This window comes from Amycolatopsis sp. NPDC000009, assembly GCF_055563465.1.
Map to the genome: position 1 here is coordinate 47399 of NZ_JBVHDI010000020.1, position 12871 is coordinate 60269.

A 12871-nucleotide genomic window follows, 5' to 3' on the forward strand; every position below is an offset into this window, starting at 1 on the left:
TTTACTCCTTGGGTGTGCGAGGTGGGAGGGAATCGAGGTAGTCGTAGGCGCGGACGAACGCGCGGGCGGTTTTCCAGGCCAGCCAGACAAGCAGGACGAGCAGGAGCAGCCAGCCGCCGTTGCCGGTCACGGGATCGTCAGCCACTGGCCCGCGTAGATGCGGTTCGGATTCGAGATGTTGTTCCGCTTGGCCAGGGCGGCGACTGTCGTGCCGAATCTCGCGGCGATGCCGGACAGGGTGTCGCCGGACCGGATTTGGTACCGCTGCCCGCCTGCCGTACCGCCTCGGATGCGGATCTGCTGTCCGGCGTAGATGCGGTTCGGGTCGGCGATCCCGTTGAGTGCCGCGAGCGCGGTGACGGTGGTGCCGAATCGCGCGGCGATGCCGGAGAGGGTGTCGCCAGAGCGGACGGTGTAGACCTCGGTGTCGGCCGGTGGGGTCGGTGTCGGCGGTACCGGCTGCGGCGCCGGGGCGCTGCCGCCGGTGACGAGGTCGGACAGAGTGAACTGTCCGATGGTGGCGTTGCGGTCGACGTTGCCGCCGATGCCGGGAACGGTTCCGGTCTGGGTGTGCTGGTGCAGCGCGAGTTTCGGGTGGGTCCAGCCGGGGTTTCCGGGGTTGCCGTTGTAGCGGGCGATCCACAGCAGCACGCCGTCATCGGCCCACCGGGCGGGGTCGAGGACTCGGGTGAACCAGTCCAGGTTCGCGTACACGAGAACCTTGCGGGCGCCGGTCGTGGCGCGCAGGCGGGCGATGAACCGCGGAATGAAGGCGTTGGCGGTGCCGCGCAGTTCGGCGGCTTCCATGTCGAGCATCGGCGCCAGGGATCCGCTGGTGTGCAGGTTGTTCTGGCGCAGGTGGTTGGCGAAGTGATCGGCCTGGGCGTCCGGGTCGCCGGGGCGGGCTAAGTGGTAGCCGCCGGGGACGACGCCGGCGAGGCGGGCGGCCGGGATGCGTGGGCCGCTGGTGCGGTCGGTGTAGCCGGTGCCTTCGGTGAGTTTGAACGAGCAGTAGGTGATTCCGTTGCCTCGCACGGCGTTCCAGTCGTTGACTGGGTTCCAGTGCGACACATCGATGCCGTAGTCGGTCAAGGGGTCGGTGGTCCTTCGGGTGGGCGGTTCATCTGGGCGCGCAGGGCGCCGACTTCGAGCAGCAGCCGCGCGTTCTCCTGGCGCACGGCGGACAGTTCGGTTTTCACGGCCGTGAGTTCGGCCAGGACGTCGCGGGTGTGCGTGGCGCGGTCTTTCAGCAGCGCCTGATATCCGGCGTGCAGCTCGGCCAGCGCCTGGTGATCGGCCGTGGTGCGGGCGGTGCGGATAGCGCGGCGGGCCGCGAGAAGGCCGGTGAGGGCACCGGTGGCGGGGCCGAGGGTCGCGGCCAGCGCGGTGAGCCAGTCAGGCGTCACGGGCGGCTCCAGGGTTCAGCGGCGGACCCGGAGGGTGAGGGTGTCGGCGAGGCCATCGGTGGTGTTGAGGGTGCGGCGGCTGCCGATGACAACAGCGGCGATAGGGCCGCCGAGCCCGTCGGGGTCATGGATGTGGACTGGGTCGAGGAGCCGTCGGCGTGGGTCACCGACGACGGCAATGTCTTTGAGGACGGTGGTGGGCTGGGCGAGGTCGGCCAGCAGGGACGTGGTGATGGCCTGCATGGAGTCGAGGGTTTGCCGGAACGGGTTGTCCGGCAGGGCGAGAACACGTCGGCCATAGCGGGCGATGGACGCGTCATCGGTGGCGACGTGGGCTATGGGGCGGCCATTGATCACGGGATTACCGACGAGCCGCAAGGCTGGTGTGCGGCGGTCGTCGAGGGCGAAGCGCAGGGCGAAGGTGTTGGTGTTCTGGATTTCCAGCTTGACGCGGTCCTGGCTGACGGGTATCGCTCGTACCGTGATGCCGGTGGTGACCTCGGCTCCGGTGTCCCGGCGTATCGGGCGGCACGCGGAGAACCGTGTGTAGTCGTCGCTGGTGTAGGCGCTCAGGGTGTGCACCGACAGAGCGTTGCCGTGGAACGCGGACCTGGTTTGGAAGGTGACGATCGTTCGTGTGGTGCCCATGGGGGCTTCGAGTTCGTCGGCTGTCGCGGGTTCGTAGACGTTGACGTCTTTCATGGATTTCAGCCGGGGTACGGCGGTGAGGCTGATCTCGTTACGGATCGAGTCCAGCGAGGTCGAGAGCGACAGCTCAGTGAGCGCCCCGGCAGCGGAGAGGGTCGCTGTTGCTGGTCGCGCGGCCAGGGCGTGGACGGTGTCTCGGTTAAGGAACCGGAAGCGCCCGTTCTCGGTGTAGCTGATCACTCCGAACTCCGCTGCCGCTGCTTGTTTGAGGACGTCGAAGGAGTCGGCGTTGACGATGTCGGGCAGACCGGTCATCCAGTTCAGTCCGGTGTCGATCTCCGCTTGCGGCGTGTGCGGTGCGCCCCAGTCCGCGGGCGACGCGGCCGCCATGCTGATGTGCAGGCAGCTCACCGGGACCGGTGTGCAGGCGAAGACCGAGGTTCCGGCGCCGCTGCGTTCCTCGGAGATCAGGGGCACGGTCTCGGTCGCGATGGGCGTGATCGTGCCGTCGACCATCCAGCAGGTCTCGATCGTGTACTTGGGGTACGAGGTGTAGCGGAACCAGAGGCCGACCCGATGCCACGCGGCCTCACCGGCGAAGGTGGGGCCGTTGATCGTGGTGACCAGGGACCGGTTCGAGTGGACCTTCAGCACGACTCGCCCGCCGGTGGTCACACCGACGGCGAACGTCCCACCGGAAATGCCCCGGACGCCTGTGCTCATGCTGAGGATGTCGCCGTTCATGTTCGGCGCGAAGGTGTTGCTGGCACCGGCTTTGCAGTGGAATTCGAACAGGTGCCCCCGGTCCGGCCAGCTGGGGTGGAACTCCAGCGCCGCGTTGGCGTTCATGGTCGCGGACAGTTTCGCCGTCCCGTTCGCCGCGAGCATCCCGTAGGGGCCAGGGACGAATGCGGGCACGCTCGCGTCGAGCTTTTCACCGTAGCCGAAGTCGGAGTTGAACCCGACGTCGGCGATCAGGCCGCCGTGACAGGTCATCGCGAACATGCAGTCGGGACGGGGTGGCGGGGACGCGAAGATTCCGTTGCGCCGCAACACATAGTCGATGACCCATTGGGTGTTGATGCGCCATTGGAACGGCCATTCGGTGGTGTTGTAGTGCTCGGCCTCCTCTTGCGCGACCGGTGGCAGCGTCACCGATGCCCGGAGCGTTTCGGCAGGGTCCAGCGCGGCTAGCGTCACCGACCGGTCGGATGCCGAGAACGTCAGCGTGCGGGTGGAGCCGGTGAACTGGCGGACGAGTTCCCGCCCCGACGTGGTGAGCAACCCCATGTCACACGTCAGCGGGGCGTCCACGAGATCTGTTTCGTGCAGGAGGGAATCCGCCCGGTAGGGCGTGAGCATCCGGGCGACGTCGCGGGAATCGTCGGTGCGCTGGCCGGCGAGGGTGGCAGCCAGGGTCGCGGTCGTGTAGCCCTCGATCAGGGTGCATTCGTCTGGGAGATCACCGGAGATCTGCCGTTCGATGACCAGGTCTTCGGCCACAGTGGACAGATCCGAGAGTGGATGGTCGAACCCGCCGCTCCGGCCCCAGTCCACGCGAACCTTGGCGCGGGGCTGGCGTTGCGCGGCGTCGACCGCCGCCGCCAGCTCGTCGGGTTGGGTCACCTATACCTCCAGCAGGGTGAGCGTGGTCGCGAACGACCCGGGAACGGGGTACTTCCATGGCAGCGACTCGATCAGCACCATCGCGGCACCACTCCCGGCCGACCACCCCACCGGCTCCGGTCCGCTGGTGAGCGACCACGCCGAGGTGGTCACCGTCCCGGCCTGCCCGAGCACCAGACCGGGGCGTACTGACGCGGCACCGTCCGTCGCGGGCACGGTCAACCTCATCCGAGCGCCGCCGCTGCTGGGCGTGGCCGGTGCCGTCGACACGGTGGTGATCACGACGTCGGCCGCGTTGAGCACGAACGCGGTCAGCGCCACCGGGACCGTGCAGGCGACGCTGGCGGCGAACGTCACCGGCTCGCCCGGCAGGATCGGGACGGCGGACCGGGTCAGCAGCAGACCGCCGCCAGTGTCGGCCGTGGTCCACGTCAGAGCCCCGGATCCCGCAGGTGCCGGGTGATCCGGTGGGGTGACAGGGGTGGCCTGCCAGGTCAGGGTTCCGGCGGTAGCGAACCCTTCCGGGCCATGCTCGACGCTCCCGGCGGTGGCCACCTGGACAGGTAGCCGGTTTCCTGCGGTCGGGTCCAGCAACCACACCGGGCCGCCGAGCAGGCCCGCGTATAGCAGCGACAGCCACCGGTGGGTGTCCTCGTCAAGGTAGGGCCAGGTGAGGACCCAGGTGCGGCGGATCCCGAGTCGGTCGAGTGTCGGGCGCCCCGTGATCGACCGGTGCAGCCCGCCGGTGCGGACAGGAACCATTTCCGGCGGGCCGCCCAGCGACGGTGACGGAAGTGCCCGTAGCGCGCCGAGCGGCCCCAGCCAGAACACGGAATCATCCACCGCGACCACCGTCCCTTTCGTTAGCGTCGGGCGTTGGCTGCGTTGACCGTGTTCACCAGTCGCGCAGTCCCCGCCCCATCGACACGGAGCCGTGCGCCATCGAGCGCGAGCAGCACCCCCGCCGTCACGGCGGCCGAGATCGACGCGGCGTCTAACGCGGACGTTCCCGGCGGGAACACCGGCCGGACCGGTGCAGCCGCCTGGCCGTTGGCTGCCGGTGCGGTGCCGTGAGCGGGTGGTGTGTCCACGTGCAGGGTGTTGGTGAGGCCGGTCAGGTAGTCCCGGATTTGCGGTTCGCCGTCTTCCAGCCCGGTCAGCAGGCCGCGCATGATCAAGCGGCCGTTTCCGGTGAGGAGGACCCGGTCCCGTGCGGGTGGTCCCTTCCACGAGGTGATCCAGTTGGTGAGTTCGCCGAGCCGGTCTTTCACCCAGCCGAACCCGGAGGTGAGACCGTCGACCAGGCCGCGGATCACGCTCCGCCCGGCTTCCCACAGCAGGGAGCCGAGGTTGCCGAGCGCACTCAGGATGCGGCCGGGAATGCTGGCGACGAGATCGAGCACGCCGCCGATGCTGTGCGAGACGATCCCTTTGATCATTCCCCAGGCGCCGGAGACGATGTTCTTCACGCCGGTCCACGCCTGATCCCAGTTCCCCGAGATCAAACCGGTCACCACAGAGATGACGCCGGAGATCACTTTCAGCGCACTGGAGATGATCTCCACGATCGCGGAGAACTTGCCCTTCACCAGCCCGAACAGCTCCAGGATGATCGGCATCAACAGCTGGCTGATCTGCGTGATCAGCGGGGTCAGCGCGACGGCGAGCTGAGTGAACAGCCCGGCGGCCTGCACGATCACCGGCAGCAGAGACGTCACCAAATCGAGCAGCGGCGGCAGCAGCCCGGACACGAGTTGCAGCAGCGGCGGCAGGATCGGCAGCAGCGCTGTCACGATCCCGAGGAACGCTTCCGCCAGCGGCGGGATCACGGGCAGCAGCGCCGCGAGGATCTGACCGGCGATCTGGCCGAGCAGCCCACCGACCTCCGACAGCACCGGCGTGGCCGCCTGCAACGCGGTCGACACGACACCGGCGAGTTGCTGGATCGCTTGCACCACAACGGGAAGCACCGGCATGACCGCGTTCAGGGCGGCCAGCAGCACCGAGGTGAACACCCCGCCCAGCGCGGACAGCACCGGCAGGACAGCCGAGAGGGCTTGCAGCAGCGCGCCACCGAGTTGCCCGATGATCGGCGACAGCGCGGTCAGCAGCTGCCCGAGCGCCGGGGCCGCGAGCCGTAGCGCCTGCACCAGGAGCCCGCCGAACTGCGTGATCAGCGGCGCGAGCGTCCGCGCGAGCTCCACCAGGGCGGGAGTCAGCTCGGTGACCGCCGCGCCGAGCGCGCCGCCGAGCTGCCCCACCAGCTCCGCGACGGCCGGGGCCAGCGCGCCGACGATCGGGGCCAGCGCGGCAGCCGCCGGAACCAGGACAGCCGCCAACGCCTGGGCCGCTGTGCCCAGCACAGGAGCCAACGCGGCGAGGACCTGCCCGAGCGGAGCGATCGCGGGGGCCAGCGCGGCGAACGCCGCACCGATCATCGGCCCCAGCTGCGCAATCGCCGGGGCGATCGAGCCGATGATGGCCTGGCCGAGCGCGACGAGAACCGGCATCAAACCCGTGGTGACGGCGTGCAAGCCGTCGAAGATCTGGCCCAAGGCCCGCGCACCTTCGGCGGAGCGCACGAACTCGGCCATCTGGCCGGTGACGTCGACCAGGACCGTGAGCAGCCCGCCGCCGCCAGTGCTGGCGGCGGAGAACACCGCGAACACGACCTGCCCCAGGTTCTTCAGAACCGTGACCAGGTCACCCACAGCCGACAGCCCTGCTGAGAGCCAGTCGCGGAGCTGCCCAGACTCGCGTGCCGCCGCGATGAAGTCGGCGAACTTCTGCGCACCGTCAGCGAGGCCGGATCCGAAGCCGGGCAGGAACTCCGCGCCCACGGCGGCGATATCGCGCAGCCCTTGCAGGAACGGCTGCACCGCTCGTGAGAGCTCGTGCATAGTCGCCGAGGTGTTGCCCAGGATCGAGCCGACGTCAGAGACAGTGCGGCCTTCGCGGGCGAACGCGGCGAAGCCAAGCGCGCCGGCGTTCAGCCCCTCGGAGATCCCGCCCAACCCGTGCCGCAGCAACGGCAGATACGTGCCCGACAACGCGGTGATCTCCGACGCCAGGCCGGTGAACAGCCGTTGCTGCACCTCCTGCCGCAGCCCGAGGAACTCCGGGCGCAGCGCGCGGACCGCGTTCGCGGCCGCCGCCATCGCGGGCGGAAAGTCCTTGATCGCCTCGGCGTACTTCTTCGGATCCTCCTGTTGGAGCGCATCGGAGAACCCGGACACACCGAGCTTGAGCGTCTGCATAATCGCCACGGCCGCGAGCCCGGCCGCAGGAACCGCCAGCAGCGACCCCGACGCGGTGGCCGCTACTGACCCGAGGCCGCCCAACGCAGTCACGGCCTGCCCGGCACCGGCCGCCATCGCCCCGTACTTCAAGGTGGCCAGACCGACCGCGCCAGAGTGCAGCGCTATCGCACCGGTTGCCGACCGCATCCGGGAGTCCACTTCGGACAGGCCGCGGATACTCGCGCCGACCGACTTGTCCAAGACGACCTTGATCGTGATGTTCTGGCCATCGAGGCGGCGTTTCAGCGCGGCGAAACGGGTTTCAGCCGGTTCGGCGTCCAGCTCGGCCAGCAACCGGATCGCGGTCTGATCACCCTCACGGGCGGCGGCGCGCAACTGCTCGCGCAGCAGCGCGGTTTTCACCTCGGTCGACAGGCTGACCTTCGGGGCCTGCCCTTCGGCCTCACGGACCTGATCACGTAGATGCCGCCCCAAGCCCTGAAGGGACGGCATGATCTTGAGATAGGCGTGAGCAACCGAGGACACTGAGGCTCACCTTCCCCAGCATCAAGAGCCCGGACGGCCAAATATGGAGTCAGGCGTGGTCGTATAATTCGGTCAGCGCAGCAGAAACGGAGCGAATTGGTGACGGCAAACGAGAACACGGGAACGATATCCCCCGAGACCCTTGCGGGCCTCAGGAGAGTTTTCGACGGCATCGAACTACTGAATCGAAGAAGTCAGGAACCGTGGCCCCATCCAGTTGAGGGAAGCAGTTTAGCTGCAGACAATCGCATAACGAACCCTTACCAGATCGGCCACGCGGTAACCAATTCACTCGTGGGCGCAATCGATCACTTTCAAACCGTGAGCACCTTAGTAGGAACTGCAGGAGTGATCCCAGCTCGTGCCACGTTCACGCTTCTTCGTGGCGCACTGGAGAACGCGTCAACGTCGGCGTGGCTTCTTCAGCCTGCCTCGCGCAACGAAAGAATCTTGCGAAGGTTACGCCTAGAATGGACCAATATTCGCTATCGCGCAAAAGTTATGAAGCTTGCCGACTCTAGTTATGCACTTGAGCCCAACAGGAAGCAGGCACTGCTGCGCATAGGTGAGAATCGGGGGTTCTCCAGTGAAGAACTAGGAAAGATTACCAAACAAGTTGCCTTTAGTGAGATCATCCGAGATGCCGCCTTGGCGATCGATTCTGCCCCGCAGGACGTATCCGAGATCGTATGGAACGCATGCAGCGGAGTAGCCCACGGTCAGATGTGGGCGGTCCTCGCTTTAGCCGATCAGGAGCAAATACGCGCAACTGCGGAAGGGGTCCTGGACCTTAGACTTACTGCCCCTGACAGCAGTCTCCTGACGACGACACTGCTAGTCGGTACTACGATCATGACAGCGTGGAACTTGCGTAATGACCGTGGCCAATTGCAGCTTTAGCTTGCTTACTCGCGCATCCAGAGCGCGATTTCTCGCAAGCTCTTTTGTGTTGGCTCATCGTTGCCAAGTGAAGCGGTATCGGTTGCTGTTCTACTGACAGTTGACGCGGGTACCTGCACGGGGTCGGAAAGCTGCGCTTCGGTGATCTCCAGACCTAGCGCGGAGGCGACGGTGGCCCACAGTGCCGTCACGCGGCGTTCGGTCGCGGCTAACAACAGTTCCGCCCGGGTTAGCGCGCCGTTCGGGTCATGCAGCCGCCAGACCGCCGCATCGTTGGGCAGATGCGCCACCAGTGCGCACAGGCGCCGGTAGGACAGGAGTCCGCGGTAGAGGTCGAGCAGGTCGACCCCGTACCGCAGCAGGTCTGTTTCGAGGGCTTCGGCGGTCGCCTCATCGGCCAGAAGGAGGGCGACCGTTAAGGGTTTCCCCGCCCCAGCTCCTTCATGACCACGGCCGAGAAGTCTTCGGCGTCAGCGGCTGTGGCGGCCAGACCGCGCCACTCGGCGTACTGATCGAGCCCGAGGATGAGTTTCAGCGCGGTCAGGTGCTTGCCGTCTTCCTCGGCTTCGAGGGCTTCGAGCGGGAACCGGTCCGGGCTGGGCAGGGTGAACCGCTTGCCGCGCCAGGTCACGGCCAGGCTCGCGCCGGGCGAGGCGGGCTTGCCGGTTGCTTCCGCGCGTTGTCGAGTCGCCATCAGGTGTTGTGCTCCTTCAGTGAGGTGTGTTCGGAACTGTCGTTGCAGTGGCTACTGATTAGCCGAGTTGGCGTGGCGTCACTTCACGCGCGGCTGGTCCTCGGTGTTCACGTCGAGCGCTCCCGAGGTGACCGCAGGTGCTCCGAACAGCACAGCGGGATCGTCGGTGAGCCACACGGCGATGTAGGTCTTGCCCTTCGGCGGCGCCAGGGCGGAGAACTTCATGCCCCAGCGCGCTTCCTGGGTGCGACCCCACTGGGCGTCCTCGGTCTCGGACACCTCGGCGCGCGGCAGGTAGAGGCGGTGGTGATAGACCTCGGTGTCGGAGATGTTGTCGATCCAGTCGACGCAGAGCGCGCGGACGTCACCCTTCGGAATGGAGCTGATCTCGGCCCGGTAGACCTTGGGGGTTCCGGTGCCGACGGCGGCGAATTTCATGCCACCGAAGTACGCGCTGAGCACTTCGCCCTTGGTTTCCTGGAACACCGACGCGACGGTGAGTTCCTGGGACTTGTAGATGTAGCGGGCGGGGGTGAGCTGCTGCCAGTGCTCGGTGCCTTCTTTTTCGACTTTGCGGGCCAGGGTGGTGCCGTCCGGGGTGGACAGCCCGAGGCCGACCCACGGGGCGGCGAGTGGTGCGATGGGGTCGGCGGGTTCGGGGGTGTCCGCTGGCGCGAGTGACACCTCACCGGTGCCGGGGACGCGGACGAGCGCGGAATTCATTGCCATGTAGGGAAACCTCAAATGGTGGGGGTGCGCGCGAAGACAGCGGCGGCGCAGGTGGCCAGCGGTGCGGCCGTGTGTGGATCGATCCCCGCGAGCGGCGCGGCGATTGGTTCAGCCCGGATGATCGGACTCGGTGGTGCGGGTGTGCAGAGCAGGCCGAGTGCGAGCGCGGCGAGGGCTTTCGAGGTGTGCGGGCTGTGGTGCCAGACGGTCAGCCGGATGACGGCACGTTGCACGGCGGGCCAGGTCCAGGTGTGGCCGTCCTCGGCTATGAGCAGCCACGGCAGCGATGGCGGTCCGCCGTCCGGCCCCGCGCCGGTCTCGGTCGAGACCTGGACTCGTTCGGCGACCGCGAGGCCCTGGCCGGCGAGCAGACCGCGCAGGCGCCGCACGACCAGCCCGGCGACGTCGACCGGTACCGGTACAGGACCTGTCACGTTCCGCCGTCCTGTTCGCTCTCGACCGACAGGCCCGCGGTTTCCGCCGCGCGTTTGAGCAGCCCGTAGCGTGCTTCCATCCCGACTCCGGCGGGGTGGCGGATGGCGACCGACCAGCCCACACGGTCGGTGTCGGGGTCGGCGTAGACCTCGATCGGCAGCGGCTCACCCGAGGTCACCACGTGCCCGGAGGCGCGGGCGGCTTCGCCGACCTTTTCAGCAACGGCGCGGATCTCGTGCTCGAATTCTGGCGAATGCAGGAGTTCCGCGACGGCGGCGTAGTCGATCGTGACGCGTTCCAGGGCCATCTGTTCAGCCCTCCACGTGGGTCAGGGTGAGTTCGTAGTGGACGTAGCCGAACCGCGGTGACCATCGTGCCGGTTCTCCGGACACCTCGAACGTGCGCCCGTCCCACTCGATTCGCTCCCGTGCGGTGACTGGTGCGGCGGTGAACGCCCGCCAGCCGGTGACCACCACCTGACGGCCAGGCGCGGCCGGTTCGGTCGAACTCCCCGGCTGCATGAATCCGGCCACGGTCCGCCGAAGCGCGTCCGGGCCGTAGGTGAGCTGAGGAACTGGGTTCTCGTACTCGTCGGGCACCGGCACCGGGGTGACGACGATCAGGCGGTGAGGCAGCTGCATGGTGGCTCACCGCCCCATCTTGTTAGACGGTCCAGATGGTGAACGCCGCACGCGGGGCGGGCACGGGCGGGCGAAGCAGGTCTAGTTCGTCGTCGGTGAAGTAGAGCCCGCCCCCGGCGTGGGCGGCGGTGCGGGAATGTCCGCCTACGGTCTCGGAGGCGTTGCCGTCCGGAGGCGACGCCAACGCCCGGAGGACTGCTGTGCAGATGACTCCGGGCGTGGTGTCGGGCGGCGGGTCCGGCAGGTCAGGAACCTGCTGCCGGACCCGCGCCGACGCGTCGGCCAGCAGAACCGCCGCACGGGCTTGCTGAACCGTGGTCAGTTCGTTCTCGGCACGTGCCTGGACGTCAGCAACGGTCGCAAGTGGTGATGGAGCGGTCATGGGCACCAGCTCCTGGTCTCCGGCCCGCTATACTGAGCGGCGAAGGCTGGGTCGGCTGAGCGAGTCGAGCCAGCTTCGGCTGATGTTCGTTCAATTATGGAACAAAATAGTGAAAGCGGCCCGGAATCCGCTCGAACATCAGACATGAAGGTAATTCACAACTGAACAGCACTGACAACCCACAACCCGCCGATACCGGGACCGGCGGGCGGCGATTGGTGAGTTGTTGTGGAGCTGTGGATGTTGTGGCTACTTCTGGTCGGGGCTGGCTGCCGCCTTGTGTTCTGCGTGTGCGTGCTCGCCTTCGCTGGTTTCATCGTCTATTGGACCGGAGAAACCAAAGGGCTTCGAGACCTTGCGATCTTGATCCGTGCGGTTCGCCCATCGTGGCCGGTCAGGTGGTCTCGCCGACGCTGACGTCCTTGGCCGGTCTCCCTCCGGCCGCGCGGACCCCGAGCTCAGGGGGCAGTTTCTTGAGCGCGTCGGCGGTGGCCTTGTCGGTGACTTCGGCCTCGCCGTCGACGAAGGTCACGCCGAGGTCGTGCACGGTCAGCGCCGGGTAGCGGGTGCTGGTGAACTTCATCAGGCACCAGCCACCGTGAGGCCGGTGATCTTGCCGTGGGCGTTCTCCGGCCCGTACTCCAGCCCGATCTCGCCGTAGATCTGGGCCTTGTCCACCGAGCCGGTCTTGGCCAGGGGTTCGGAGAACAGGAAGCCCTTGCCGGGCGTCTCGAGCAGCACCGGCGCGCACTGGTCCAGAGACACCACTTCGACAGCATCGGCGGGCATGTAGCGGTTGAGCATCACGTTCAGCGTGCCGAAGTCGGTTTCGATGGTCGTCAGGGACACTCCGGCGACGTTGCGGGTCTGTTCGCGATAGTTCTTCTTCGTGATGAACTCGTTCGTCAGCTGCCGTTTCTGCCACGCCCCACACATCAGGGTCGCGGTCTCCGACACCTGGATACCGCCGCTCGTCCAGACCTTTTGCAGCAGGTCCAGCACCATCGCTTCCGTCAGCGGCGCGGGGGTGGCGTTGGTGATCACGTTCGTCTTGGTCGCCTCCAGGATCCCGCGCGTCTTGCGAACCTTGGAGTTGTCGGTGGGCTCCTGGAACGTGCCGGTGATGAACCCGGCTTCGACGTCGCGCCCGATCTGGATCAGCGCTTGACGGGTCTGCCAGTCCATTTCGTTCACGACCGGGTTGGTGCCGCCGATCGACGCGGCGTTCGGGTGGGCCGAACCGGTGGCGGCGAACATCTGCTGCGTGGCCTGGCGGGTGTAGGTGACGCCGATGGTTTCCTGGTGGATCTCCAGGACGTTGCGCTCGGTGCCCCGGACGCGGGTGTCCGGATTGGGCGCGTCCGCGCCTTCGGCCCGCTGCCGGTTGGCGTCCGGGGCGCGCAGGTCGTAGACCTGCCAGGTGTGCACGACGGCGTTGGCGCGCTTCCCACCGGTCAGGCCACCGATCGCGGACAGAAACGGGGTGTCGGTCGGAGTGAGGGCGAACAGTTCGCCCACGAAGTTCGGTGCGTTGTAGGTGTTGGCGATCGCGGCCACACCAGGCATAACGGTCTCCTGAAAGGTGTACGGGTGGTGTGCCGCCGACGCGGCCGGGAACTAGCGCG

Annotated in this window: 16 protein-coding genes; 1 reads left to right on the plus strand and 15 read right to left on the minus strand. The window is 67.3% G+C overall.

Annotated features, from left to right (window positions below; translation table 11 throughout):
- Position 1 precedes the first annotated feature (1 nt).
- The 6 genes from ACZ3HL_RS35770 to ACZ3HL_RS35795 are packed head-to-tail and all read right to left on the minus strand — an operon-like array spanning position 2 to position 7465.
- Positions 2-145: a hypothetical protein gene (locus ACZ3HL_RS35770; protein WP_465535736.1), complete on the minus strand. Its 144-nt coding sequence runs from the start codon at positions 143-145 to the stop codon at positions 2-4.
- The gene (locus ACZ3HL_RS35775; RefSeq protein WP_465535738.1) at positions 127-1092 is read right to left on the minus strand and encodes a LysM peptidoglycan-binding domain-containing protein; all 966 of its coding nucleotides are present in this window, start codon (positions 1090-1092) and stop codon (positions 127-129) included. The genes ACZ3HL_RS35770 and ACZ3HL_RS35775 overlap by 19 nt, the downstream gene beginning before the upstream one ends.
- Positions 1089-1406 carry a hypothetical protein gene (locus tag ACZ3HL_RS35780; protein WP_034317512.1) on the minus strand — a complete coding sequence of 106 codons (318 nt, stop codon included), beginning with the start codon at positions 1404-1406 and terminating at the stop codon, positions 1089-1091. The genes ACZ3HL_RS35775 and ACZ3HL_RS35780 overlap by 4 nt, the downstream gene beginning before the upstream one ends.
- Positions 1407-1421: 15 nt before the next feature.
- Positions 1422-3680, minus strand: a complete 2259-nt coding sequence (locus tag ACZ3HL_RS35785; RefSeq protein WP_465535740.1) for a hypothetical protein — start codon at positions 3678-3680, stop codon at positions 1422-1424.
- Positions 3681-4523 (minus strand): hypothetical protein, encoded by an 843-nt coding sequence (locus ACZ3HL_RS35790; RefSeq protein ID WP_465535742.1) that lies wholly within the window; start codon positions 4521-4523, stop codon positions 3681-3683.
- A 20-nt stretch (positions 4524-4543) separates the two neighbouring features.
- A complete protein-coding gene (locus tag ACZ3HL_RS35795) occupies positions 4544-7465 on the minus strand; it encodes a hypothetical protein (protein ID WP_465535743.1) in 2922 nt (973 codons plus the stop codon).
- Positions 7466-7564: 99 nt separating this feature from the next.
- On the opposite strand from ACZ3HL_RS35795, the gene ACZ3HL_RS35800 reads away from it, so the two are divergent.
- On the plus strand, positions 7565-8365 hold the full coding sequence (locus ACZ3HL_RS35800; protein ID WP_465535745.1) for a hypothetical protein: 801 nt from the start codon (positions 7565-7567) through the stop codon (positions 8363-8365).
- A 5-nt stretch (positions 8366-8370) separates the two neighbouring features.
- On the opposite strand, the gene ACZ3HL_RS35805 is transcribed toward ACZ3HL_RS35800, so the two are convergent.
- The 9 genes from ACZ3HL_RS35805 to ACZ3HL_RS35845 form a co-directional block, all read right to left on the minus strand.
- Positions 8371-8655, minus strand: coding sequence for a hypothetical protein (locus tag ACZ3HL_RS35805; protein ID WP_465535747.1), 285 nt, complete (start codon positions 8653-8655; stop codon positions 8371-8373).
- Between the two features lie 125 nt (positions 8656-8780).
- Complete coding sequence (locus ACZ3HL_RS35810; protein WP_465535748.1) at positions 8781-9059, minus strand: hypothetical protein; 279 nt, start codon at positions 9057-9059, stop codon at positions 8781-8783.
- A gap of 78 nt (positions 9060-9137) precedes the next feature.
- A complete protein-coding gene (locus tag ACZ3HL_RS35815) occupies positions 9138-9788 on the minus strand; it encodes a phage tail tube protein (protein ID WP_465535749.1) in 651 nt (216 codons plus the stop codon).
- 11 nt (positions 9789-9799) lie between these two features.
- Positions 9800-10222, minus strand: a complete 423-nt coding sequence (locus ACZ3HL_RS35820) for a hypothetical protein (RefSeq protein ID WP_465535751.1) — start codon at positions 10220-10222, stop codon at positions 9800-9802.
- Complete coding sequence (locus tag ACZ3HL_RS35825) at positions 10219-10530, minus strand: hypothetical protein (RefSeq protein ID WP_465535752.1); 312 nt, start codon at positions 10528-10530, stop codon at positions 10219-10221. The genes ACZ3HL_RS35820 and ACZ3HL_RS35825 overlap by 4 nt, the downstream gene beginning before the upstream one ends.
- A gap of 4 nt (positions 10531-10534) precedes the next feature.
- Entirely contained in the window at positions 10535-10864 is a 330-nt protein-coding gene (locus ACZ3HL_RS35830) for a head-tail adaptor protein (protein WP_465535754.1), read from the minus strand.
- 22 nt (positions 10865-10886) lie between these two features.
- The gene (locus ACZ3HL_RS35835) at positions 10887-11246 is read right to left on the minus strand and encodes a hypothetical protein (protein ID WP_465535755.1); all 360 of its coding nucleotides are present in this window, start codon (positions 11244-11246) and stop codon (positions 10887-10889) included.
- 394 nt (positions 11247-11640) lie between these two features.
- Positions 11641-11829 (minus strand): hypothetical protein, encoded by a 189-nt coding sequence (locus ACZ3HL_RS35840; protein ID WP_465535756.1) that lies wholly within the window; start codon positions 11827-11829, stop codon positions 11641-11643.
- The gene (locus ACZ3HL_RS35845) at positions 11829-12812 is read right to left on the minus strand and encodes an SU10 major capsid protein (protein ID WP_465535758.1); all 984 of its coding nucleotides are present in this window, start codon (positions 12810-12812) and stop codon (positions 11829-11831) included. The genes ACZ3HL_RS35840 and ACZ3HL_RS35845 overlap by 1 nt, the downstream gene beginning before the upstream one ends.
- Positions 12813-12871: the final 59 nt, after the last annotated feature.